Raw genomic sequence first — 23,118 nt, 5'->3', positions numbered from 1 at the left:
GTCATGGTAGAACGTCCGCTGCAATTCATGGAGATACCGCGCCGGGACCCGGACAAGCTGCCGGCCGAGGAGCGCATCACCAACTACCGGGAGATCTACGGCCAGTACACCGCCGAGGAGGCCGCCGACCAGGCCGGGCGCTGCATCAACTGCGGCAACCCGTACTGCGAGTGGAAGTGCCCGGTGCACAACTACATCCCGAACTGGCTGAAGCTGATCGACGAGGGCAACATCCTGGCGGCCGCCGAGCTCAGTCACCAGACCAACTCCCTGCCCGAGGTCTGCGGCCGGGTCTGCCCCCAGGACCGCCTGTGCGAGGGTGCCTGCACGCTGAACGACGGCCTCGGCGCCGTCGCCATCGGCAACATCGAGAAGTACATCACGGACGAGGCGCTGAAGCTCGGCTGGCGCCCGGATCTCTCCCACGTGGAGCCCACCGGCAAGCGGGTGGCGATCGTCGGTGCGGGACCGGCGGGCCTCGCCGCCGCCGACGTGCTCGCCCGCAACGGCGTCGCATCCGTGGTCTACGACGCCTACTCCGAGATCGGCGGCCTGCTGACCTTCGGCATCCCGCCGTTCAAGCTGGAGAAGGAGGTCGTGCGCAAGCGCCGCGAAATCCTGGAAGGCATGGGCGTCGAGTTCGTGCTGGAGACCCGCATCGGCGAGGATGTGCCGTTCGAGCAGCTGCTGGCGGACTACGACGCTGTGTTCCTCGGCATGGGCGCCTACACCTACGTGCGCGGCGGCTTCCCGGGCGAGGACCTGCCCGGCGTCCACGAGGCGCTGCCCTACCTGGTGTCCAACGTGTACCGGGAACTCGGCATGGGCCGGCGCTCGGAACCGCGCATCAGCATGGCCGGCAAGCGCGTGGTGGTGCTCGGCGGCGGCGACACCGGCATGGACTGCAACCGCACGGCCATCCGCCAGGGTGCGGCCAGCGTCACCTGCGCCTACCGGCGCGACGAGGAGAACATGCCGGGCTCCCGCCGCGAGGTGGTGAACAGCCGCGAGGAAGGCGTGACCTTCCTGTTCAATCAGCAGCCCATCGAGATCGTGGGGGGCGACCAGGTCACCGGCGTGAAGCTGATCGAGACCCGTCTGGGCGAGCCCGGCCCGGGCGGACGCCGCCGCCCGGAACCCGTGCCCGGCACGGAGCACATCCTGCCGGCGGACGCCGTGATCATCGCCTTCGGCTTCCGGCCGTCACCGGCGGACTGGTTCGATGACTTCGAGATCCGCACCCGCCCGAACGGCCGGGTGTGGCTGAACGGCAGCCGCTATCCGTTCCAGACCTCCAACCCGAAGATCTTCGCCGGCGGCGACATGGTGCGGGGTTCCGACCTGGTGGTCACCGCGGTGTTCGAGGGCCGGGAGGCGGCCAAGGGCATCGTCGACTACCTGTCTTCTGCCTGAGCCGCCAGCGGTATCTCCACCGAGAAAACGACGCCGCTGCCGTCCGCCAGGTTGGCGGCGGTGATGCGTCCGCCGTGGGACTCGGCGATCAGGCGGGCGATGTAGAGACCCAGCCCCAGGTGGCTCGCCGTCCGGTCGGGCCGCACCGAGACCAGCGAGTCGAAGATGCTCTCGCGCATGTGTTCGGGCAGCGGCGGCCCCGGGTTCGCCACGGCCAGCGTGACGCTGCCGCCGGCGGTGGCGACGCGGATGTCGATCCCGGCGCCGGGCGCGCTGAACTCCACGGCATTGGCGACCAGCTTGTCCAGCATCTGCACCAAGAGTTCCGGCACGCCGGCCACCGGCGCGGCGTCCGCGTCACGGCTCAGCCGGAACTCGCGCTCCGGGTAGGCCAGCGCGTAGCCTTCCGCGGCGGAGGCGGCCACCTCCGCCAGATCGAAGAACTCCGTTTCCGCGCCGGTCACCGCCTGCTCGGTGCGGCTGGCCTCGCTCATGGCGTTGAGGATGGCCTGCAGGCGGCGTGATCCCTCCCGCGCGCGCACGGCATAGTCCTCCTGCTCCGGGGCGAGGCCCACGTCTTCCAGGTTGTCCAGCGACGAGGTCACCACCGCCAGCGGCGTGCGCAGCTCGTGGGAGAGCCGCGCGCCCAGCGTGCGCAGATACTCGTTGGTCTCCTGCACGCGGGCGAGCAGGCGGGAGAAGCTGCGGGACAGGTCGCCCAGTTCGTCGCGGGCCGAAGCGCTGGGCAGCCCGGCGCGGATCTGTCCGCTCGCGCCCATGGCCCGGTCGGCAGCCCGGCTGAGCCGGGTGATGCGCACCGACAGCCAGGTGGCATAGCCGAGCAGGGCGGCGGCCACCGCGAGCGTGGCGATCAGGGTCAGCGAGGTCAGTCGGGCCAGCGCCCGGTTCGTGAGGGTAAGGATGGCCGCGCTGGACTCCTTCATGACCACCGCGCCGATCACCCGGCCCCCGTGGCGCACCGGCGTCGCCGCGCTAACCACCGCCTGGCCGCTGTCCCGCGCCCGGCGCCACACGCTCTCCGGCGTGCCGTCCAGCGCGGCCCCGACCCAGGGCAGGGTGACGCGGCCGGTGGCGGGCTCGGGCGGCAGCGGCGGCACCGTTTCCCCGAGCAGGCGGCGGTACAGGCGGGTGGCGGCCGTGGGTTCCTCGGCGCGCCGGTCCGTGGCCAGGCCGCCGGCTTCGGCGAGGCGCCAGCCCGCGGCGTCGGCCACGGCCAGCTCAAGGCCCGGCCGAGCATAGTTGCGCAGGAGCCCGGCAAGGGCGGGGGAAGGCGCGGCGAGCCGCCCCGGCCGGCCCGGCTCGTGGGTGGCCGCGAGCAGCCGTGAGCCCTCCGCATCCAGCACGCGCACGCCCAGCCGGTCGCCCGCCAGCTCCCGCGGCAGGCGCACTTCCAGGTTGAAGCCGTCGGTGGTCGGCGTCCACCAGCCCTGCACGCGCGGCTCGGTCCGTTCTCCTTCGCCGCGGATCTGCCGCGTCGCGGCCAGCGGGCCGGGCGCCACCGGCGAGAAGCGCCAGGCCGGTGCGTCGGGCGCGAGCGCCAGTTCGATACGCTTGCCGGCGGCGTCGCCGGCGGCGGTCACGTCCAGGAAGACATACAGATGGCGGGCGTTGCCGCCCACCAGCAGCCGCGCCGCGTCGCCGACCGCCACCGGTGCCGCTCCGCCCGGCGTCACCCAGTCGTCGGCGAACCCGTCCAGCACGGGCGTGCCCTCGATGGGGTGCGCGTACAGGGTGAGCGCGCCGGGCACCTCCGCCGACTCCGGGAACAGCGCGGGACGGTCCGCCAGCAGCGCGGCCAGGCTCTGGCCTGTGTCCAGCAGCAGCGTCTGCTGACCCTGTCGCAGTGCCTCCTCGGTCTCGCGGAGATACTGGCAGCCGGCCCAGGGCAGCGTCAGCGTGATGAGCCCTATGAGAGCGAGCTGCGATCGGAGGCCCACGTCGGCGGTTTCCTGGCCGGTCCCGGGACTGCCCGGCCGTCAGTCCGCGAGCCAGCGGTAGCCCACGCCGTAGACCGTGTCGATGGCGCCGAACTCCGGATCCAGGGACTGGAACTTCCGCCGGATGCGCTTGATGTGGGACGTGATCGTGTTGTCGTCCAGCACGACGCTGGCCGCGTCCATGAGCTGCTGACGGTTGCGCACGTGGCCCGGATAGCGGGCCAGCGCATGCACCAGCCAGAACTCGGTGAGCGTGAGCGGCACGGGCTGGCCCCGCCAGCGCACGGCCAGCCGGTCCACGTCGATCTCCAGCTCGCCGCGGCGGATGACGGTCTCGTCGCCGCCGCCGCTCACCGCCTCCAGGCGGCGGAACAGCGCGGCCACCCGGGCCAGCAGGTGGGGCAGGCTGATGTCCTTGGTGAGGTAGTCGTCGGCGCCGAGGCGCAGGCCGGATATGGCGTCCAGCTCGCTGTCCCGGGCGGTGAGGAACAGGATGGGGACGGCGGCGGACATGCCCCGCAGCTCCCGGCACAGCTCGAAGCCGCCCTCGACGTCGTCGGCCAGGTTCACGTCGATGATCACCAGGTCCGGCAGGCGCGCGTGGAAGGACTCCAGCGCCGAGTGCCGGTCGCCCCAGCCTTCCACCTCGTAGCCCTCCCGACGGAAGGCGGCCGCGTAGTTCTCGCGGATGGCGGGCTCGTCCTCGACGATGGCGATACGTCTCTTCACCGGCGGCTCCGTGGTCTGGCGACGGGGTCGCGACCGGCCTGGTGACGGCCGTCGCGACAGGGGGAACGCCACAATTTGCCACATTCCGTCCGCGATGTGCCATGGAGCCGGCCGCGCCCTGCCCCGTTGGCCTGCTGCAATCGATGCCATGGGAAGTGGACAGGTATCCGGAGGAGGCAGGCCGATGAGACGCTCGAACGGAGACACGGCGACGGTGCGGCGGACGCAGGCGGCGGAGCCGGCGGCAGCGCCGGCCATTGCCATGGCGCTGGCGGGGATGCTGGCAAGGGCGGTGGCGATGGCGGTGGCGACGGCGGCAGCCCTCGCCTGCCTGTTCCTGATGGCCGGGGTGGTCGCCGCGTCGCCCCTGGAGTGGCAGGGCGACGGCCGGGCGAGCGCCGCGCCGCATCTCTCCTCGGCGGTGCATCTGGAGGTGAGCGGACTGATCGCCCGGGTGCGGCTCACCCAGCGCTTCCGCAACGACCGGGACGGCTGGGTGGAGGGCGTCTATACCTTCCCGCTGCCCGCCGGTGCCGCCGTCGACGAACTCACCATGCGCTACGGCAGCACCGTGATAGAGGGCGAGATCCGGGAGAAGGCCGAGGCCGAGCGCGTGTATCGCGAGGCAAGGGAGGCCGGCCGCCGCACCGTGCTGGTGGACCGCCAGCGCCCGAACCTGTTCACCACCCGGCTGGCCAACGTGGGCCCGGGCGAGACCGTGGAGATCGAGATCGCCTGGCAGCAGACGGTGGACTACGACGACGGCGAGTACGGCCTGCATCTGCCGCTGACGCTCACCCCGCGCTACATCCCGGGGCGTGCGCTCGAGCCCGGCGAGGGAGATCGCGACGCGGGCACCGATCAGGTGCCCGATGCCGAAGCCATCAGCCCGCCCTTTGCCCCGGCGATGGCCACACGCTCGGACGGCCACCGCCTTACGCTGGAGGGCGTCATCGACGCCGGCGTGGAACTGGCCGGGGTCACCGGCCGCTACCATCCGCTGCGGACGGCCCGGGAAGGCCGGGCCTGGCGCATCGGCTTCGACGGCCGCGACGTGCCCATGGACCGGGATCTGGAGATCGCCTGGCGTCCGCTGCCCGGCGCCATGCCCGCCGCGACCCTCTTCCGCGGCACCGGCGAAGCCGGCGCCCGGACCTGGCTACTGTTCTTTCAGCCGCCCCACGGCGAGGAGCCTCGCGGCGCTCCGGCCCCCCCACGGGAACTGGTCTTCGTCGTCGACACCTCCGGTTCCATGCACGGCGCCTCGCTGGAGCAGGCGAAGGCGGCCCTGTCGATGGCGCTGTCGCGGCTGCGGCCGGAGGACCGGTTCAACGTCATCGAGTTCAACAGCCGCACCCGGGCCTTCTTCCCGGCGCCGGTGCCCGGCGAACGGCTGTGGCGGCAAGAGGCGCTGGAGCTGGTGGCGGATCTTGCGGCCGAAGGCGGCACTGAGATGGAGCCGGCGCTCGCCGCCGCCCTGCGGCCTGGCGCCTCGGGACGGCTGCGTCAGATCGTCTTCATCACGGACGGCAGCGTCGGCAACGAGTCGGCACTGCTGGAGCTCATCCGCGCGCGGCTGGGCGAGTCGCGGCTGTTCACGGTGGCGATTGGTTCCGCGCCGAACCGGTGGTTCATGCGCAAGGCCGCCGCGGCGGGCCGGGGCTCGGCGCTGGTGATCGGCGACGCCGGCGAGGTAAGCGGGCGCATGGAGCGGCTGTTCCGCCGGCTCGAGCGCCCGGCTCTGACCGACATCGCCGTGGACTGGCCGGCCGGCGCGGCCGCCGAGGTCTACCCCGCGCCCGTGCCCGACCTCTACCACGGCGAGCCGCTGATGGTGAGCGCGCGCTTCGAGCGGCCGCCGCCGCCGGGCGCCTTGGTGACGGTGAGCGGCCGGCAGGGCGACGGCTACTGGATGCGCCAGCTGGTGTTCGACGAGGCGCGGGCCTATCCGGGCGTCGGCAAGCTCTGGGCGCGGTCACGCATCGAGGCGCTGGAGGATGCCCGCCGCGCCGGCGCGCCGGAGGACCGCATCCGGGCGGAGATCGTCAGGACCGCGCTCGATCATCACCTGGTCAGCGGCTACACCAGCCTGGTGGCCGTCGACCGCAGCCCGTCGCGCCCCGTCGGCGCGGGGCTGCAGGAAGGGCGGGTCCCGTCACTGCTGCCCCGGGGCCAGACGGCGGCCGTGTACAACCTGCCCGCCACCGGCACGCCCGCCCCGCTGCGCCGCATGATCGGCCTCGTCTGTCTGCTCCTCGGCCTCGGCCTGCTCGTCGGGCTGCGGGTGCAGGACGTCAGGCGCTGCCGTGCGGCCTGAGCGCCTCGCCGTGGCCGCGGTGCTCGCCATCGGACTCTGGCAGTTGGGCGCGGGCGCCTGGCTGCCGCTGAAGGCCTGGGCGGCCCAGAGCCTGCTGCGCGAGGCCTGGGAGGAGACCCGGACAGGGGCGCAGGCGGTACACCCGTGGCCCTGGGCCGATACCTTTCCGGTGGCACGGCTGGCCGCGATCGGCGGCATGGTGGACCTCGTGGTGCTGTCCGGCGGCAGCGGCCGCACGCTCGCCTTCGGCCCCGGTCACCTGGAGGCCAGCGCGGCGCCCGGCGCGGCCGGCAACACCGTGCTGGTGGGTCACCGCGACACCCATTTCCGCTTCCTGGCCGAACTGGAGCCCGGGGACGAGCTGGAGCTGGAGATTGCCGACGGCCGCCGGCTGCGCTACCGGGTGACCGGCAGCGAGGTGCTGGATGCGCGCACGGACGGCATCGGTCTCGACGACCCCGACGACCGGCTGACGCTGGTGACCTGCTATCCCTTCGACGCGGCGCGTCCGGGCGGCCCGCTGCGCTACCTGGTCACGGCAGAGCGGACGGCTGGCGACCCAGCCACACCCGCAGCAGCCCGGCCGCGCTGATGGCGTCCGTGATCTCGCCGGCCATCACCATGCGCACCGCGTCGGCGAGCGGCAGCCGGCGGATCGCGAGCTTCTCGGTCTCGTCGAAGGCGGGCTCCCCTGTCGAGAGCTCTTCGGCGAGGAACACGAAACCGGACTCGTCCGTGATGGAGTTGCTGGTGTGCAGTCGCATCACCTCCTGCCAGCGCTCCGCGGTCAGGCCCGTCTCTTCCTGCAGCTCGCGCTGCGCCGCCTGCAGCGGTTCCTCGCCGCTGCAGCCGCCCATGGGGATCTCCCAGGACCACTCGCCCAGGGTGTAGCGCTGCTGGCCCACCAGCCAGGTATCGCCTTCGTCGGAGAGGGGCACGATGCCGATGGCCCGGTTCTTGAAATGGACGTGGCCGTAGCGGTTGTGCCCGCCGTTCGGGTTGACGACGTCGTCCTCGAACACCGTGATCCAGTCGTTCTCGTACACCGTCCGCGAGGTGAGTCGTTTCCAGGTCAAGACGAATCCTCCTGCTCGAGGAGCGCTTGCAGGCGGCCCATGTCGCCGTCGATGCGCCGGCGCAGGGGGCCCTTCATGAAGGGTGCCAGCAGCCGCGCCCGGAATCCCTGGAAGCGGAACCGGCAGTGCACCGTCCAGACGGTCTCGCCCGGGGCGGGACTCGCGAACCAGTGGCGGATGCGGCTGACGGCCTGTCCGCCCCGATAGGTGAACTCCAGCAACTCCGGCTCGCGGGAGTCCGTGACGGTCTCCTCCAGCCGCACCTCCCGGCCGTTCTCGTCGTAGACCAGCTCGCAGACGCTGCCCGGCTCGCCGCGGCGACCGCTGAGCGTGCGCACGTCCTTCAGCGTGGGCTGCCACGCGGGCAGGCGTCCGGGGTCGGCGACCGCGCCCCTGACGGCGGGGATGTCGCGGCGGATACGGCGGCTCAGTTCGATGTTCACGGGGTTCTCGGGGCACCGGGAGGCGCGAGGATAACAGCCGCCGATGACGGCGGACACCGACACGCCGGCGCCTTGCGGCCGGGCGGCGGCCGCCCGCCGCTGCCCGCGGCACTGCCATCGGTTACAGTAGCCGCCCCCGCGCGTTGGCGATCCTCTCATGCGGCAGCAGACAGCGAAGCTCACCGAAGGTCCGGTCGGCGGCCACCTCGTGGCGATGACGCTGCCGATGATGATCGGCATCTCGGCCACTATGGGCGTCTACCTGGTGGACACCTGGTTCGTCGGCCAGCTCGGGCCGGATCCGCTGGCGGCCATCGCGTTCACGTTCCCGGTGGTATTCACGCTGTCCTCGGTGGCCATCGGCCTCGGCGCCGGCACCTCCTCCGTGCTGGCCCGGGCCATCGGCGCCCACGACCCGGAGCAGGCCCGGCGCATCGCCACCGACGCCCTGGTGCTCGCCTTCCTGATCACGCTGGTGCTGGCCGTGATCGGGGCGCTCACCATCGAACCGCTGTTCCGCCTGCTGGGCGCCCCGCCGGACATGATCCCGATGATCCGCGACTACATGCTGGTGTGGTACGCCGGCATGGTGTTCGTGGTGGTGCCGATGGTGGGCATGGCCTCGCTGCGGGCGACGGGCGATGCGCGCATACCGGGCATGCTGATGATTGCCTCGGCGCTGCTCACGGCGGCGCTGGATCCGCTGCTGATCTTCGGCCTCGGTCCGTTCCCGCGCATGGAGCTCACCGGCGCGGCGGTGGCGGGGCTGATCGGCCGCGCCGCGGCCTTCGTGGGCGCCATCTGGGTGCTGCATTTCCGCCTCGGGCTGCTCACGCTGGAATGGCCCGGGCTCGCCGCCATCCGGGCCTCCTGGCGGCGCATCCTCCACGTCGGTCTGCCGGCGGCGGGCACCAACGCCATCATCCCCGTCAGCATCGGCGTGGTGACGGCCATGCTCGCCGACTACGGGCCGGAGGTGGTGGCGGGTTTCGGCGTGGCCAGCCGGGTCGAGGGCATGACGCTGATCACCTTCTTCGCCATGTCGGCCATCATCGGTCCCGTCGTCGGCCAGAACCTCTCGGCACGGAAGCCGGAGCGCATCATCGAGGCGCTGTCGCTGTGCACCCGCTTCTGCCTGGGACTCGGCCTGGTGCTGGCGCTGGCGCTGGCGGTGTTCGGCCGGCCGCTGGCGGCGCTGTTCAGCGAGGAGCCCCGCGTGGTGACGGTGGCGGCCACCTACTTCCTGATCGTGCCCGTCAGCTACGGCACGGCCGGCATGGTCATGGTGATGAACGCCTCGTTCAACGGCATGGGGCGGCCGCTGCCCGCGGTGGTGGTCTCCGTCATGCGCATGGTGGTCATCTACCTGCCGCTGGCGTGGGCGGGCTCGGCCCTGACCGGTTTCGCCGGCATCTTCGCCGCCTACGCGGCCGCCAACGTCATCTGCGGCATCGGCGCCTGGCGCTGGGCGGTGCGTGAGGTGGAGCGACAGAAGGCGGACATGCTGCGAACCCCGGCCTGAGGGCGGCGGGCGGGCCGACCGTGGGGCAGACTACGGGGCCGACCGGTCGTCGTAGCGCCGCGGTGTCGGCCACGGATCGGCCACCACGCGGCGGTAGTACCAGTGCATGCCGATTCCCCGCGCCCCCATGAAGGCCAGGAATGCGAACCACAGGCCGTGATTGCCCCAGGGCTGGGTGAGGAACCAGACCGGCACGAAGACGCCGAAGGCGGAGAGCACCATGATGTTGCGCATCTCCCGCGCCCGGGTGGCGCCGACGAAGACGCCGTCGTAGAGGAAGCTCCACACGGAGACCACCGGCGAGGCCACCAGCCAGGGCAGGTAGGTCAGCGCCGCGCTCACCACCTCGGGCAGTTCTGTGAGCAGGCGGATGATGGCGGGGCCGGCGAGCGCGTAGAACAGGGATAACGCCACCGCGACCGCCAGCGACCAGAGCAGGCTGAGACGCACGGCGCGGCGCAGGTTGTCGCGGCTGCGTTCGCCCATGGCCTTGCCCACCAGGGCCTCGGCGGCGTGGGCCAGGCCGTCCAGGGCGTAGGAGAGCAGATACTGCAGGTTCAGCAGGATGGCGTTGGCGGCCAGCAGCACGTCGCCGAGGCGCGCGCTGCGGGCGGTCAGGAAGCCCAGCGCGAACATCAGCGCCATCGTGCGCAGGAACAGGTTGCCGTTCACCGAGAAGAACGGCCCGTACCTGTCCATGCGGGTGAGCGCGGCCCGCTCGAAGCGGCCGGGCCAGCGTTTCAGTTCCCGGGCGACGAACCCGAGGCCGACGGCCAGGCCGGTGAACTCCGCCATCACCGAGGCCAGCGCCACGCCCTCGGTCTTCATGCCGAGCCCGACCACGAACACCAGGTCGAGCACGATGTTGGTGAGGTTGATCACCAGCACGATGGCCAGCGGCACGCGGGCGTTCTGCAGGCCGATGAACCAGCCGACGATGGCGTAGTTGGCCAGCGTCGCCGGCGCGCTCCAGATGCGCACGTCGAAATACACGCGGGCGAACTCCGCCACCTCGGGTCCGGGCCCGAGCAGCGCCAGCGCGATGCTGCCGGCCGGCTGCTGCAGCGCGATCAGGACGAACGCGATGGCCAGCGCGACGATGACCGCCTGGCCGATGCTGGTGCGCACGGCGGCACCGTCGCGGGCGCCGCAGGCCTGGGCGGCGAGCCCCGTCGTGCCCATGCGCAGGAAGTTCACGCCGGTGTAGAGGAAGCTGAAGATGGTGGCACCGACCGCCACCGCGCCGAGATACCAGGGCTCCTCGAGATGGCCCATCACGGCGGTGTCCACCATGCCGAGCAGCGGCACCGAGATGTTCGACAGGATCAGCGGCGCGGCGATGCGCCAGACGTCCCCATGTCTGGGACGAGGGGTGGCAGGGCTCGCCGGGCCGGCACCCGGCGCATGCCCCTCAGAAGGCATTGATGCCGGTGAGTTCCTTGCCGATGATGAGCTGGTGGACGGTCTCGGTGCCCTCGTAGGTGATCACGCTCTCGAGGTTCAGCATGTGTCGGATGGGCACGTACTCGGCGCTGATGCCGCTGCCGCCGAGGATGTCGCGGGCGTCCCGGGCGATGTCGAGCGCCATGCGCACGTTGTTCCACTTGGCCAGCGACACCTGGCTCGGCTGCAGCCGGCCGTTGTCCTTGAGCCGGCCGAGACGCAGCGATAGCAGCTGCGCGGTGGTGATGCGCCGGGCCATGTCGGCCATGCGGATCTGGATGGTCTGGGTATGGTTCAGCGGCCGGCCGAACATCTCCCGCTCGGCCGTGTAGGCGAGCACCTCGGCGAGACAGGCCTGGGCGGCGCCGATGGCGCCCCAGGTGATGCCGTAGCGGGCCTGGGTCAGGCAGGACAGCGGCCCCTTCAGGCCCTTCACGCCCGGCAGCATGGCCGAGGCCGGCACGCGTACGTCGTCCAGGAACAGCGCGCCGGTGGAGGAGGCGCGCAGGGAGAACTTGTCGTGGATCTCCCGCGCCTCGAAGCCCGGCGTATCCGTTTCCACGATGAAGCCGCGCACGCCCTCCGGCGTCATGGCCCAGACCACGGCCACGTCGGCGATGGGGGCGTTGGTGATCCACATCTTCGCGCCGTTCAGCACCCAGTCGTCGCCGTCGCGCTTCGCGTGGGTCTTCATGTTGCCGGGGTCCGAGCCGCCCTGGGGCTCGGTGAGTCCGAAGCAGCCGATGGCCTCGGCGGTGGCCAGGGCCGGCAGCCAGCGTTCCTTCTGCTCGTCGCTGCCGAAGGCGTGGATGGGATACATCACCAGGCTGGACTGCACCGAGACGAAACTCCTCAAGCCGCTGTCGCCCCGCTCCAGCTGCTGGCAGATCAGGCCGTAGGAGACGCCGTTCAGGCCGGCGCAGCCGTAACCCTCGATGGAGCTGCCGAGCAGTCCCAGTTCCGCCACCTCGGGGATCAGGTCCCGGGGGAAGAGATGCTTCTCGAAGCACTCCCGGATGACGGGCAGCACCCGGTCGTCGACGAAGCGGGCCACGGAGTCCCGCACCATGCGCTCCTCGTCGCCGAGTTCGGCGTCGACGTCGTAGAGATCGAGGGGGTCCAGCCGGTTGCGGCCGGCGCCTGAGCTCGCGGGTTGTGTGCTGGCCACTGCCGGGCCTCCTGGGTGTGGCGTTCGAACGGGCGAAGCGGCGGCGCTTCGGGGCGGCCTGCAAGTATAACAACGGCCACGGGAGGCCGCGCCGTCCGTCTCAGTACGGTATACCCAGGCGCCGGAAGGCGCCGGCCATCATCCATACCGGGCCGATCATGAGGTAGTGCAGGTCCTCGAGCACCCGCAGCCGGCCGCCCTCCAGCAGGTGTCCGACGGCCTGCAGCACCAGCGCGGCCAGGAACAGCGTGAGCGAGGTCTGCCAGAGCGCGGGCGAGAGTCCTTCCAGGCGCCCCAGGATGCCGGTGGCGGCCAGCACGAACGGCAGCAGCCCGATAGCCAGCGGGATGGAGAGGATGAAGTAGTAGACCACGGCCGACAGCAGGAACGCCGTGCCCCAGTTCAGTGCCGGGGAGATATCGGTGAACGCAGCGGGGACCGGCAGCGCCCACAGCAGGCCGGTGAGGCCGACGACCGCCAGCGGGACGGCGACGCCGTGCAGCATGCGGTTCAGCCGATGACGGTGATGACGGGAATAACGGTCCAGCCAGAATTCGGCCGTACGCATGGGCGTCTCCTCCTGCCGCGCATTCTACATGGCGGCCGGCGCACAGAGTGCGGGCACGGCGCGCGGCGTTAATCCGGCGTTCAGGTTGAACGCGTATACTATGGAACTGTCGGAAATCTCTGTCCGCCGGAGATGGCTCCGGGCCGGGGGATCGCATTCCCGGGCAGTCGAACAGGACAGTCAAAGAGGACAACCAAAGAGAGGTCAACCATGGAATCCAGGAAACTGCTGGTGCTCGCCGCCGTCACGATGACGACCTTCACGCTGGGCGCCTGCACCACGCTCGACCCCTACACCCGCGAGGAGAAGACGGCCAGCGCCACCAAGGGCGCGGCCATCGGTGCGGCGGCCGGCGCGGTCATCGGCCTCATCTCCGGCGACGATGCCGTGGAGCGCCGTCAGCGCGCGCTGATCGGCGCCGGCATCGGCGCGCTGGCGGGCGGCTCCGTCGGCTATTACATGGACCGCCAGGAGGCGGAACTGCGCGCCGAACTCGAAGGCACGGGCGTGAGCGTCACCCGCATGGGCGAGAACATCACGCTCAACATGCCCGGTAACGTGACCTTCGCCACCGACAGCGCGGATCTGAACCCCGCGTTCTTCGACGTGCTGAACTCCGTCGCCAAGGTCCTCGACAAGTACGAGCAGACGGTGGTGGAAGTCGCCGGCCACACGGACAGCACGGGCACCGACGAGTACAACCAGCGCCTGTCCGAGCGGCGGGCCGCGTCGGTGGCGCGCTTCCTCCAGTCCCAGGGCGTGATGAATCAGCGCATCATCACGGTGGGTATGGGCGAGAGCCGGCCGGTCGCGGACAACTCGACGCCGGAAGGCCGCCAGGCCAACCGCCGGGTGGAGCTGACGCTGGTGCCCGTCACCGCCTGACGGCGTGCCCGCGAGACGACGGAAGAAGGGCCGGTCGGGCGCGGAGCCCGACCGGCCTTTCGACAAGCGGACGCACGACGAATGGGTGGAGGGCAGCGGCCGGGTGGTGCGCCTCCTCGGTGACGACGACGAGCACGGCCCCCACCAGCGCTTCGTGGTGAGGACGCCTGCCGGCCAGTCGCTGCTGATTGCGCATAACCTCGAGGTGGCCCCGCGGGTGCCGCTGGGCATGGCCGACCGGATCGGTTTCCGCGGCCTCTACGAGTGGAACGACCTGGGCGGCACCGTGCACTGGACCCACCGCGATCCCCGCGGCCTGGAGGAGGGCGGCTGGGTGGAATACCGGCGCCGTCGCTATTGCTAGTCGCCGGCTGACAGGCTGCCCACGCCAACGAAAAACGGCGCCCGCAGGCGCCGTTTTTTCTGATCTTCCGAAGTCGCCGGGCCAGCCGGCCGTTTCTCAGACGCCCATGCGTGCCTTCAGCTTCTTGATGGCTGCGCTCTCGATCTGACGGATGCGCTCGGCGGACACGCCGTAGTGATCCGCGAGATCCTGCAGGGTCATCTTCTCCTCGCTGAGCCAGCGGCTCTCGAGGATGTGCCGGCTGCGCTCGTCGAGCGCGTTCAGCGCCTCCACGAGGCGTCCGGAAGTCTCCTGCTCCCAGTCCTCGCCTTCCACCAGCACCGCCGGATCGGCATCCGGGCTCGGCAGATAGTGGGCGGGCGTGTAGGCCTCCTCGTCGTCCACCGGGAGGTCGAACGTGCTGTCGCGGGCGGCCAGCCGTTTCTCCATCTCGGTGACCTCGGCGGTGCTGACGCCCAGGTCCTCGGCCACCGCTTCGGTCTCCTCCGGCGACAGCCAGGCGAGGTTCTTCTTGGAGCGGCGCAGATTGAAGAACAGCTTGCGCTGGGCCTTGGTGGTGGCCACCTTGACCACGCGCCAGTTGCGCAGCACGAACTCGTGGATCTCGGCACGGATCCAGTGCACGGCGAACGATACGAGGCGCACGCCCACGTCGGGGTCGAAGCGCTTCACGGCCTTCATCAGGCCCACGTTGCCCTCCTGGATCAGGTCGTTCAGCGCCAGGCCGTAGCCCATGTAGCCCTTCGCGATATGCACCACGAAGCGCAGGTGCGCGAGCACCAGCGAGCGGGCGGCGTCCAGGTCTTCCTCGTCCCGGAAACGGCGCGCGAGGGCCTGCTCGTCCTCCTTGCTGAGCACAGGCACGGACCCCACCGCCTGGATGTAGGCGTCGAGGCTGCCCACCGGTCCGGCGAGCATCATTTCCTGTTCTCTGCGAGCCAAAGCTGTCGTCATTTCCTTTTTCCTACCTTCCCGGTCAGGACTTGCATTCAAAATCTTAGCACTCACATCTTCAGAGTGCTAAACCACTGGCGCCCGATCCCGGTTTGCCGGACGGGATATTCGCCTCCCTCCGGCCGCCGGATGCGGCGGGACACATTCCCGTGCCCGCCGGCGCCATCTCACAGCCAAAATTATAGCACATTATTGAATATTTATTCAAGAATAGGTAACATCATGACTGCACGGGAGTTTTAAGGGCGGGAGACCATGCCACGACCACCATCTTTCGACCGGGCCGAGGTCATCGGGCGGGCCACGGAGGTTTTCTGGCAGCGCGGCTACCGGGGCACCTCCGTCAGCGACCTGGTCCAGGCCACCGGGCTCAAGCCGGGCAGTCTGTATGCCGCGTTCGGCAGCAAGAAGGGCGTGTTCCTGGAAGTACTGAGGGCCTACCAGGCGGACTCCGCCGAGCGCCTCCGCGAGTCCCTGCGCGAGGCCGACTCTCCGCTCGAGGCGATACGGCAGTTCTTTCTGGCACTGGTCGACGAGACCCTCGACGACCCGAGGCACCGCGGCTGCCTGATGGTGAACGCGATGCTCGAGTATTCCCACCACGACCCCGACGTGCAGGGCGAGCTCGCGGGCGGGCTGCGCCGCATCGAGTCGCTGTTCGGCCGGGCGCTGCGGCGCGCGAGCGAGACCGGCGAGCTGGACCCCGGGCTCGACGCCGATGCCACCGCCGCATTCCTGGTGAACAACCTGTGGGGCATCCGCGTGATCTGCCGGGGCCGTCCCTCCCGCGACGCGGTGGAGGGCATCGTGCGCACGGTGCTCGCCGCGCTGGCCGCCTCCGCCGATCAGCGCGGTTCGATGCGCCGCATGTGACGGGCGGCGGCGAACCAGGAGCCGAACCAGCCCAGAAACGCCCCCGTGCCGAGCACGGTCAGGCTCTCACGCCAGTCCAGTCCGCTCAGCCGGAAACCGCTGCCGTACAGGCCGGCCAGCCGGGCGACTCCGTCCGAGGTCAGCCACAGCGAGACGGCCACCAGGGCCAGCGCCAGCAGTCCCCCGCCGATGCCGTACCAGAGGCCCGAGTAGAGGAACGGCCGGCGGATGAAGCCGGCGCTCGCGCCGATCAGCTTGGTCACCACGATCTCGTCCCGGCGGTTCTGGATGTCCAGCCGGATCGTATTGCCGATGACGATGATCACCGCCGCGCCCAGCAGCAGCGCGGTGATCAGGATCACCCGGCGGATCAGGTCCAGCGTCGCGTTGAAGCGCTGCACCCAGGCGGTGTCGAGCTGCACCAGGTCGGTCTCGGGCAGGTTGGTGAGCTCCTCGCGCAGCAACTCGATGAGCGAGTCGTTGCCCGCGACGGCGGGGCGCACCACCAGCGTGTGCGGCAGCGGGTTGTCGTCCAGCGCATCCAGCGCGTCGCCGAAACCGGATCCCGTCTTGAAATCCGCCAGTGCCTCGGCGGCGCTGATGAACTCCACCCGTTCCACGTCGGCACGGCTCTCGATAATGCCGGCGAGCCGGCGCGCATCCTCCTCGCTGATGCCGAGGTCGAGGTACACCGAGAAGTCCACCGCACTCTCCCAGCCTCCCGAGAGCTGCGCGGCGTTCTTTACGCCCAGGTGCAGCCCGGCGGGCAGCGCCAGCGTGATGGCGATAACCAGCACGGTCAGTAGCGTGGACAGGGGTTGTGCGGCCAGCCGGCCCAGGGCGGCCACCGCCGTCTCCCCGTGGCGGGACAGCCACGCGCCGGGACCGCCGGTGCGCCGTTCAGCCGTTGCCGTCATCGCCCCGCGTCTCCCTGAGCCAGACCGGACCGTCCGGCTCCTCGTCGCCGGTCTCCCCTGCCAGCATGCCGTTGTCCAGCACGATGCGGCGGTGGCCCATGCCGCCGATCAGGTGCAGGTCGTGGGAGGCGATCATCAGCGTCACGCCGATGTCGTTGAAGCGCTCGAACAGGCGCATGATCTCCAGCGAGAGCTCCGGATCCAGGTTGCCGGTGGGCTCGTCGGCGATCAGCAGCGTGGGGCGGCCCACGATGGCCCGGGCGATGCCCACCCGCTGCTGCTCGCCGCTGGACAGGGTCTCGGGCATCTGCTTCTCGCGGCGCAGCAGGCCCACCTGATCCAGCGCGGCGCGTACCCGGCGGCCGATCTCGCGCTTGCCCGTTCCGGTGATGATCAGGGGCAGCGCCACGTTCTCGAACACGTTGCGGTCGAACAGCAGCTTGTGGTCCTGGAACACCATGCCGATGTCGCGGCGGTAGCGGGGGATGCGGCGGCGGCCGACCCTGGCGAGATCCTGGTTGTTGACCACGATGCGGCCCCGCGTGGGCCGCTCGATCAGCGCGATCAGCTTCAGCAGCGTGCTCTTGCCCGCGCCGGAATGCCCGGTGACGAAGACCATCTCCCCGGCGTCCACGTCCAGCGTGAGGCGCTGCAGCGCATCGTGGCCGGCGTAGCGCTTGGTGATGTTCTCCAGGTGAATCACCGCGCCGCGCCGCCTCCCAGGTCCAGCAGGGCGTCCACGAACTCCTCGGCGTCGAAGGGCTGCAGGTCGTCCACACCCTCGCCGACGCCGATGTAGCGGATGGGGATACCCAGGCGGTTGGCGATGCCGAGTACCACGCCGCCCTTGGCACTGCCGTCGAGCTTGGTGACCGTGATCCCCGTGACCTTTACGGCGGCGCTGAATTTCTCCGCCTGGGACAGCGCGTTCTGGCCGAGTCCGGCGTCCAGCACCAGCATCACCTCGTGGGGCGCGGTCTCGTCCTGGCGGCCCAGCACCCGGGCGATCTTGCCGAGCTCGTCCATGAGGCCGCCCTGGCTCTGCAGCCGGCCGGCGGTATCGGCAATCAGCACATCGGTGCCGCGGGCCTTCGCCGCCGCCCAGGCGTCCCAGGCCACGGCCGCCGGGTCCGCGCCGGTCTGCTGCGCCACCACCGGCACGCCGTTGCGCTCGCCCCAGGCCTGCAGCTGCTCGACGGCGGCGGCCCGGAAGGTATCGCCCGCCGCCAGCATCACGGTCAGGCCCTGGTCGCCGAGACGCTTCGCGATCTTGCCGATGCTGGTCGTCTTGCCGGCGCCGTTCACGCCGACCATCAGCAGCACCCACGGACGCGGCGCGTCCGGCACCTCCAGCGGCGCCTCCACCGGGCGCAGTATGTCCAGCATGGCGTCGCGCAGGCCGCGCAGCAGCGCCTCGAGGTCCTTCAACTCCTTGCGGGCGAGCTTCTTCCGCAGGGACTCGATGATCTCCATGCTGGTCTCGACGCCCACGTCGGCCATCACCAGCCGGGTCTCGAGTTCCTCCAGCGCGTCCTCGTCGATTTTGCCGCCCGGAAACAGGTTCGCGAGGTCGTAGGTGAGCCAGGAGTCGCCCCGGTTCAGCCGCTCCCGCAGCCGCTTGAAGAAGCCCTTGCGCCCGGCCTTGTCTGCAGCGTCTTTCATGTGCCTCGTTGTCAGTGCGTGCCGCCGCGGTATGCTGTCCGCGGACCCCGGCCCGGAGCGCGACATCTTAGCAGCACACCCCCATCTCCGGATGCCCCGCAGCGGGCGGGATGATCGCGGTACTGGACGATAATGGCGCGGCGGCCTGAGCGTGGCACCCGGCGCCCGCCCGGCAGCGTCCGCATCATCGGCGGGCGCTGGCGCGGCCGCCGCCTGCCCGTCGCCGAGGCTGAAGGACTCAGGCCCACCACCGACCGCATCCGCGAAACGCTGTTCAACTGGCTGCGGCCGCAACTAGCCGGCAGCCGGGTGGCGGATCTGTTCGCCGGCACCGGTATCCTGGGCATCGAGGCCCTGTCCCGGGGCGCTGCCTCCGCCCTGTTTGTCGAGCGCGACCGCCGCCTCGCCCGCGCCATCGAGAGGAGCCTCGAGACGCTGGGCGCTGGCGGCGGCCGGGTGCTCGCCGCGGATGCCTACCGCCTCCTGGCCGGCGGCGAACCGGAGCCATTCGATGTCGTGTTCCTCGACCCGCCCTACGGTCACGGCCGGCTCGACGAATTGTGTACACTCCTCGCAGGCCGCGGCTGGCTGGCCGATGACGCTCAGGTTTACCTGGAGCACGACCGCCGCTCGCCGCCCCGGCTGCCGCCGGGCCTCGAGACCCGGCGGGAGAAGACCGCCGGCAACGTGAGATTCGTGCTGCTCGGCAGGACCGAGCCGACTGGGGGAGCGCTATGAGCATCGCCGCCATGTACCCGGGGACCTTCGATCCCGTCACCCGAGGTCACGAGGACCTGGTGCGCCGGGCGTCGCGGATATTCGACCGCATCGTGGTGGCCATCGCCGCCAACCCGGGCAAGCAGCCCATGTTCGACCTGGACGAGCGGGTGGCGCTGGCGGAGGCCGTCCTGGCCGACATTCCCGGCGTCGAGGTGATGGGTTACGAGGGACTCACCATCGATTTCGCCCGCCAGCACGACCTGGGGGCGATCATCCGCGGTCTGCGCGCCGTCTCGGACTTCGAGTACGAGTTCCAGCTCGCGAACATGAACCGGCATCTCACCGACGAGGTGGAGACCGTGTTCCTGACGCCCACCGAGCGCTACACCTACATCTCCTCCAGCCTGGTGCGGGAGATCGCCATGCTGGGCGGCGACGTGGGCGAGTTCGTCTCGCCGGTGGTGGAGAAGGCCCTGCTCGAGCGCCGCCCCGCCGACTAGAGTTGCGGCGCTCTCCGGTCCATCCGGTCGCAGCCCTCTGGCCGCGGCGCTTCGACGTTATCGCTGGCAGCGGGGACAGTAGTAGCTCGAGCGCTGGCCGATCACCCGCTGCCTGACCGGCTCGCCGCAGCCCGGGCAGGGCTCGCCGGCCCGCCCGTAGACCGACAGGCTCTGGCGGAAATAGCCCGGCTGGCCGTCGCCGCCGTAGAAGTCCCTGAGCGTGGTGCCGCCCGCGGCTATGGCCTCGGACAGGACCGACTTCACCGCCTCCGCCAGGCGGTCCAGACGCTGCCGGGAGATGCGGCCCGCGGGACGGGTCGGGTGGATGCCGGCCCGGAACAGTGCCTCGCTGGCGTAGATGTTGCCGACGCCGACGACCACGCGGGCGTCCATCAGCGCCGTCTTCACGGCGGCCCGCCTGCCGGCGAAAGCCCGTCGCAGCCAGGCGCCGTCGAACGTCGGTTCCAGCGGCTCCGGGCCCAACCGCGCCAGTAGCGGGTGTTCTGCTCCGTGCGGCACCCAGTGCAGCGAGCCGAAACGCCGCGGATCGTGGAAGCGCAGCCGGTGGCCGTCGTCCAGGATCAGTTCCAGGTGATCGTGGGTGCGAAGCGGCGCCTGCGCGGGCACGATGCGCAGGCTGCCGGACATGCCCAGGTGCAGCATCAGGCTGCCGGTCTCCAGCCGGATCAGCAGGTATTTGGCGCGCCGGTCCACGGCCGTGATGCGCTGCCCCTCGGCCCTGGCTGCGATGTCCGGCGCCACAGGCCAGCGCAGCCGCGGGTCGCGCACGTCGAGCGCGGCGATGCGCCGGCCGGCCAGGTGCGGCTCCACGCCGCGTCGGGTGGTCTCGACTTCGGGCAATTCGGGCATGGCGTACGGAGCGCGGCCTGCGCTCGGGTGGTGCTGGACCGATGCTGGACTGGGGCCGCCATGTTATTGAAATTCGACCGGGAGGGCACCAAATCCCACGGCAACGGTCGAATCCGTTTCCGCGCGTTCGCCCGAGTGTGAACCGCTCCTTTTTCGCCGGCAGGGCGTCCGTTATAGTGGGCGTCCCGTCACGGCATTCCGACAGGTATACCGACGAATGGAACTATTACTGAATTACGCCTATGGCCTGCTGGGCCTCTCTTTCTGGGGCTACGTGCTCGCCGGTTTCGTCATGGTGCAGATCACCATGATGGCGGTGACGCTGTATCTGCACCGCGACCAGGCCCACCGGTCGCTCGATCTGCATCCGGCCCTGCGGCACTTCTTCCGCTTCTGGATCTGGATGACCTCCGGCATGCTCACCCGCGAGTGGGTGGCCGTGCACCGCAAGCACCACGCCTTCTGCGAGACGGAGGGCGACCCCCACAGCCCGAAGATCTTCGGCCTGAAGAAGGTGCTGCTGGAAGGGGCGGAGCTCTACCGGGAAGAGACCGACAACGAGGAGACCATCCGCAAGTACGGGCGCGGCTGCCCCGACGACTGGATGGAGCGCAACGTCTACACGCGCTTCCCCTACGGCGGGATCATCCTGCTGATCGTGTTCGACCTGCTGCTGTTCGGCGTGCCGGGCATCATCCTGATCGCCACCTCGCTCGTCTCCATGCCGCTGTTCGCCGCCGGCGTCATCAACGGCGTGGGCCATCACTCCGGCTACCGTAATTTCGAGTGCGACGACGCCGCCACGAACATCGTGCCCTGGGGGCTGCTGCTGGGCGGCGAGGAACTGCACAACAACCACCATGCCTTCCCCACCTCGGCAAAGTTCTCGGTGCGGCCATGGGAATTCGACATCGGCTGGATGTACATCACGATCTTCCGCTCCCTCGGGCTGGCGAAGGTGAAGAAAGTGGCACCGAAGCCCGTCGTGGCGGAGCCCGCGGAGAACGTGGACATCGAGACGCTGCGCGCCGTGATCGTCAACCGCATGCACGTGCTGCGGGACTACACGCGGCAGGTGACCCTGCCCGAGTTCCGCCGGCAGAAGGGCGACGACCCGCTCTGGCGCCGGGCGAAGCGGCTGCTGGTGCGCCAGCCGGCGCTGCTGGACGAGGCGGCGCAGGACCGGCTGCAGTCGCTGCTCGAGCGCAATCCGCGGCTCGCCACGGTGTACCAGTTCCGTGAGCGCCTGCGCGAACTCTGGAGCGGGGCGACGAACGTCAGCAATGAGAAGCTGGTGGCGCAGCTGCGCCAGTGGTGCAACGAGGCGGAGGCGAGCGGCATCAAGGCGCTGCAGGACTTCGCCCGCACGCTCCGCGGCTACGCCATCGCGCCGCAGCCCGCCTGACCGCAGGCGCGGCAGACAGGCATAAAAAAACCCGCCGATCGGCGGGTTTTTTTTGTCCGGTGCGGGAAGCCGCCTACTTGATCTTGCTCACTTTATCTTGGCTTCCTTGTACGTCACGTGCTTGCGGACGACCGGATCGAACTTCTTCGTCTCCATCTTCTCCGGATGCAGGCGCTTGTTCTTCGTCGTGGTGTAGAAATGGCCCGTGCCGGCCGAAGAGACGAGGCGGATCTTCTCACGCATGGCTATAACCCTCCGGTCTGGCCCTAGACCTTCTGGCCCTGGGCGCGGAGCTCGGCGACCACGTCGTCGATGCCCCGCTTGTCGATGATGCGCATGCCCTTGTTGGAGACGCGCAGCTTCACGAAGCGCTTCTCGCTCTCGAGCCAGAAGCGGTGGGTGTGCAGGTTCGGCAGAAAGCGCCGGCGGGTCTTGTTGTGGGCATGGGAGACGTTGTTGCCGCTCATGGGCCGCTTCCCAGTCACCTGGCAAACCTTGGACATGGCCTCAAGTTCCTGAAATCACGAAAAATACGCCGGCGCGGGGCCGGCGGAAGGGCGGTATTTATACCAGCAGCCGCCGGTTTAGGCAAGAGAAACCGGGCCTTACAGCAGGCCGCGGCTCGCGAGCGAGGTTGCCAGGCCGTCGCCCACCACCAGGTGGTCGAGCATGCGGATGTCCACCAGGTCGAGGGCGGCCTTCAGCCGCCGGGTGATGGATTCGTCCGCCTGGCTGGGTTCGGCGACGCCGGAGGGGTGGTTGTGGGCCAGGATCACCGCGGCGGCGTTCAGCGCCAGGGCGCGGCGCACGACCTCCCGCGGATACACGCTGGTGCCGTCCACCGTGCCGCGGAACATCTCCTCGAAGCGGATGACCCGGTGCCGGTTGTCCAGGAACAGGCAGCAGAACACCTCCTGGGGCTGGTCGCGCAGGCGGGCGATGAGATATTCGCAGGTGTCCGCCGGCCCGCTGATCGTGCGCCCGGGTTTCACCTTCTCGCCGAAGTAGCGCCGGGCGAGTTCCGCGGCCGCCTTCAGCCGGGCGGTGCGGGCCGCGCCGAGCCCGGGCATCGTGGTCAGGGCCCCGCACTCCGCGTGCAGCAGTGCCCGCAGCCCGCCGTGCGCGCCGAGCAGCCGCCGGGCCAGTGCCACGGCATCCACGCCGGGCCCGCCGCCGCCGAGCACCACGGCCAGCAGTTCGGCGTTGGTCAGCGTCTCCGCCCCGTCGGCCAGCAGTTTCTCCCTGGGCCGCTCTTCCTGCGGCCAGTCCCGGATTCCCACGGCAGCTCTCCTCCCTTCCCCGTCGCCGAGCGTCATCTTCGGCGGCGACGG

The 23,118-nt window shown here is 70.3% G+C and carries 25 protein-coding genes; 10 read left to right on the top strand and 15 right to left on the bottom strand.

From position 1 onward, the window contains the following. The first annotated feature begins 3 nt into the window (after window positions 1–3). Entirely contained in the window at window positions 4–1,413 is a 1,410-nt protein-coding gene (locus ACJMK0_RS02295) for an FAD-dependent oxidoreductase (RefSeq protein WP_405235195.1), read from the top strand. Here ACJMK0_RS02295 and ACJMK0_RS02290 read toward each other — a convergent pair. Beyond that, entirely contained in the window at window positions 1,395–3,371 is a 1,977-nt protein-coding gene (locus tag ACJMK0_RS02290) for an ATP-binding protein (RefSeq protein ID WP_405235194.1), read from the bottom strand. The genes ACJMK0_RS02295 and ACJMK0_RS02290 overlap by 19 nt on opposite strands. Window positions 3,372–3,410: 39 nt before the next feature. Next, window positions 3,411–4,100 carry a proteobacterial dedicated sortase system response regulator gene (gene pdsR, locus ACJMK0_RS02285; RefSeq protein ID WP_405235193.1) on the bottom strand — a complete coding sequence of 230 codons (690 nt, stop codon included), beginning with the start codon at window positions 4,098–4,100 and terminating at the stop codon, window positions 3,411–3,413. Window positions 4,101–4,284: 184 nt separating this feature from the next. On the opposite strand from pdsR, the gene ACJMK0_RS02280 reads away from it, so the two are divergent. Then, entirely contained in the window at window positions 4,285–6,417 is a 2,133-nt protein-coding gene (locus ACJMK0_RS02280) for a marine proteobacterial sortase target protein (protein WP_405235192.1), read from the top strand. After that, on the top strand, window positions 6,407–7,009 hold the full coding sequence (locus ACJMK0_RS02275) for a class GN sortase (protein WP_405229825.1): 603 nt from the start codon (window positions 6,407–6,409) through the stop codon (window positions 7,007–7,009). The genes ACJMK0_RS02280 and ACJMK0_RS02275 overlap by 11 nt, the downstream gene beginning before the upstream one ends. Here ACJMK0_RS02275 and ACJMK0_RS02270 read toward each other — a convergent pair. Then, entirely contained in the window at window positions 6,951–7,493 is a 543-nt protein-coding gene (locus ACJMK0_RS02270; protein ID WP_405235191.1) for an NUDIX domain-containing protein, read from the bottom strand. The two genes, ACJMK0_RS02275 and ACJMK0_RS02270, sit on opposite strands and share 59 nt — an antisense overlap. Continuing rightward, the gene (locus ACJMK0_RS02265) at window positions 7,490–7,936 is read right to left on the bottom strand and encodes an SRPBCC family protein (RefSeq protein WP_405235190.1); all 447 of its coding nucleotides are present in this window, start codon (window positions 7,934–7,936) and stop codon (window positions 7,490–7,492) included. Before ACJMK0_RS02265 ends, ACJMK0_RS02270 begins: the two co-directional genes overlap by 4 nt. Before the next feature lie 157 nt (window positions 7,937–8,093). Between ACJMK0_RS02265 and ACJMK0_RS02260 the strand changes: the two genes are divergently transcribed. After that, window positions 8,094–9,458, top strand: coding sequence for an MATE family efflux transporter (locus tag ACJMK0_RS02260; protein WP_405235189.1), 1,365 nt, complete (start codon window positions 8,094–8,096; stop codon window positions 9,456–9,458). A 30-nt stretch (window positions 9,459–9,488) separates the two neighbouring features. On the opposite strand, the gene ACJMK0_RS02255 is transcribed toward ACJMK0_RS02260, so the two are convergent. The 3 genes from ACJMK0_RS02255 to ACJMK0_RS02245 form a co-directional block, all read right to left on the bottom strand. Then, window positions 9,489–10,880, bottom strand: coding sequence for an MATE family efflux transporter (locus ACJMK0_RS02255; RefSeq protein ID WP_405235188.1), 1,392 nt, complete (start codon window positions 10,878–10,880; stop codon window positions 9,489–9,491). Further along, window positions 10,870–11,970 carry an acyl-CoA dehydrogenase family protein gene (locus ACJMK0_RS02250; protein WP_405237872.1) on the bottom strand — a complete coding sequence of 367 codons (1,101 nt, stop codon included), beginning with the start codon at window positions 11,968–11,970 and terminating at the stop codon, window positions 10,870–10,872. Before ACJMK0_RS02250 ends, ACJMK0_RS02255 begins: the two co-directional genes overlap by 11 nt. Before the next feature lie 199 nt (window positions 11,971–12,169). Further along, complete coding sequence (locus tag ACJMK0_RS02245; RefSeq protein WP_405235187.1) at window positions 12,170–12,637, bottom strand: Mpo1 family 2-hydroxy fatty acid dioxygenase; 468 nt, start codon at window positions 12,635–12,637, stop codon at window positions 12,170–12,172. 210 nt (window positions 12,638–12,847) lie between these two features. Here ACJMK0_RS02245 and ACJMK0_RS02240 point away from each other — a divergent pair, with 210 nt between their 5' ends. Then, complete coding sequence (locus ACJMK0_RS02240) at window positions 12,848–13,522, top strand: OmpA family protein (RefSeq protein WP_405235186.1); 675 nt, start codon at window positions 12,848–12,850, stop codon at window positions 13,520–13,522. 4 nt (window positions 13,523–13,526) lie between these two features. Further along, complete coding sequence (locus ACJMK0_RS02235) at window positions 13,527–13,886, top strand: DUF3465 domain-containing protein (protein WP_405235185.1); 360 nt, start codon at window positions 13,527–13,529, stop codon at window positions 13,884–13,886. Between the two features lie 96 nt (window positions 13,887–13,982). Here the strand turns inward: ACJMK0_RS02235 and rpoH are convergent, their stop codons facing one another. Further along, window positions 13,983–14,840 (bottom strand): RNA polymerase sigma factor RpoH, encoded by an 858-nt coding sequence (gene rpoH / locus ACJMK0_RS02230; protein WP_405235184.1) that lies wholly within the window; start codon window positions 14,838–14,840, stop codon window positions 13,983–13,985. Window positions 14,841–15,095: 255 nt separating this feature from the next. Between rpoH and ACJMK0_RS02225 the strand changes: the two genes are divergently transcribed. Next, entirely contained in the window at window positions 15,096–15,713 is a 618-nt protein-coding gene (locus ACJMK0_RS02225) for a TetR/AcrR family transcriptional regulator (RefSeq protein ID WP_405235183.1), read from the top strand. On the opposite strand, the gene ftsX is transcribed toward ACJMK0_RS02225, so the two are convergent. From ftsX to ftsY, 3 genes are read right to left on the bottom strand one after another with little or no spacing between them, the layout of a single operon-like run. Continuing rightward, window positions 15,686–16,630, bottom strand: coding sequence for a permease-like cell division protein FtsX (gene ftsX, locus ACJMK0_RS02220; RefSeq protein ID WP_405235182.1), 945 nt, complete (start codon window positions 16,628–16,630; stop codon window positions 15,686–15,688). The genes ACJMK0_RS02225 and ftsX overlap by 28 nt on opposite strands. After that, window positions 16,614–17,333 (bottom strand): cell division ATP-binding protein FtsE, encoded by a 720-nt coding sequence (gene ftsE, locus ACJMK0_RS02215; protein WP_405235181.1) that lies wholly within the window; start codon window positions 17,331–17,333, stop codon window positions 16,614–16,616. Before ftsE ends, ftsX begins: the two co-directional genes overlap by 17 nt. Next, window positions 17,330–18,292, bottom strand: coding sequence for a signal recognition particle-docking protein FtsY (gene ftsY / locus ACJMK0_RS02210; protein ID WP_405235180.1), 963 nt, complete (start codon window positions 18,290–18,292; stop codon window positions 17,330–17,332). Before ftsY ends, ftsE begins: the two co-directional genes overlap by 4 nt. Window positions 18,293–18,424: 132 nt before the next feature. On the opposite strand from ftsY, the gene rsmD reads away from it, so the two are divergent. Together rsmD and coaD are read left to right on the top strand one after the other, a co-directional pair. Further along, on the top strand, window positions 18,425–19,030 hold the full coding sequence (gene rsmD, locus ACJMK0_RS02205; RefSeq protein WP_405235179.1) for a 16S rRNA (guanine(966)-N(2))-methyltransferase RsmD: 606 nt from the start codon (window positions 18,425–18,427) through the stop codon (window positions 19,028–19,030). Further along, on the top strand, window positions 19,027–19,512 hold the full coding sequence (coaD, locus tag ACJMK0_RS02200) for a pantetheine-phosphate adenylyltransferase (protein WP_405235178.1): 486 nt from the start codon (window positions 19,027–19,029) through the stop codon (window positions 19,510–19,512). The genes rsmD and coaD overlap by 4 nt, the downstream gene beginning before the upstream one ends. 57 nt (window positions 19,513–19,569) lie before the next feature. Here coaD and mutM read toward each other — a convergent pair whose 3' ends face one another. After that, complete coding sequence (gene mutM / locus ACJMK0_RS02195; RefSeq protein WP_405235177.1) at window positions 19,570–20,382, bottom strand: bifunctional DNA-formamidopyrimidine glycosylase/DNA-(apurinic or apyrimidinic site) lyase; 813 nt, start codon at window positions 20,380–20,382, stop codon at window positions 19,570–19,572. Between the two features lie 217 nt (window positions 20,383–20,599). Between mutM and ACJMK0_RS02190 the strand changes: the two genes are divergently transcribed. Next, window positions 20,600–21,787 (top strand): DesA family fatty acid desaturase, encoded by a 1,188-nt coding sequence (locus tag ACJMK0_RS02190; RefSeq protein ID WP_405235176.1) that lies wholly within the window; start codon window positions 20,600–20,602, stop codon window positions 21,785–21,787. Between the two features lie 87 nt (window positions 21,788–21,874). Here ACJMK0_RS02190 and rpmG read toward each other — a convergent pair whose 3' ends face one another. The 3 genes from rpmG to radC form a co-directional block, all read right to left on the bottom strand. Next, window positions 21,875–22,030: a 50S ribosomal protein L33 gene (gene rpmG / locus ACJMK0_RS02185; RefSeq protein ID WP_405225747.1), complete on the bottom strand. Its 156-nt coding sequence runs from the start codon at window positions 22,028–22,030 to the stop codon at window positions 21,875–21,877. 23 nt (window positions 22,031–22,053) lie between these two features. Next, window positions 22,054–22,290, bottom strand: a complete 237-nt coding sequence (gene rpmB, locus ACJMK0_RS02180; protein ID WP_405225749.1) for a 50S ribosomal protein L28 — start codon at window positions 22,288–22,290, stop codon at window positions 22,054–22,056. Between the two features lie 102 nt (window positions 22,291–22,392). Next, window positions 22,393–23,067, bottom strand: a complete 675-nt coding sequence (gene radC / locus ACJMK0_RS02175) for a RadC family protein (RefSeq protein WP_405233027.1) — start codon at window positions 23,065–23,067, stop codon at window positions 22,393–22,395. Window positions 23,068–23,118: the final 51 nt, after the last annotated feature.

It is taken from the genome of Lentisalinibacter orientalis (genome assembly GCF_040706535.1).
GTDB classification, from domain to species: Bacteria; Pseudomonadota; Gammaproteobacteria; order Steroidobacterales; family Woeseiaceae; genus Lentisalinibacter; species Lentisalinibacter orientalis.
Note: the sequence above shows the minus strand (reverse complement) of the source record. Positions and strands in the feature narration are given on the sequence as shown.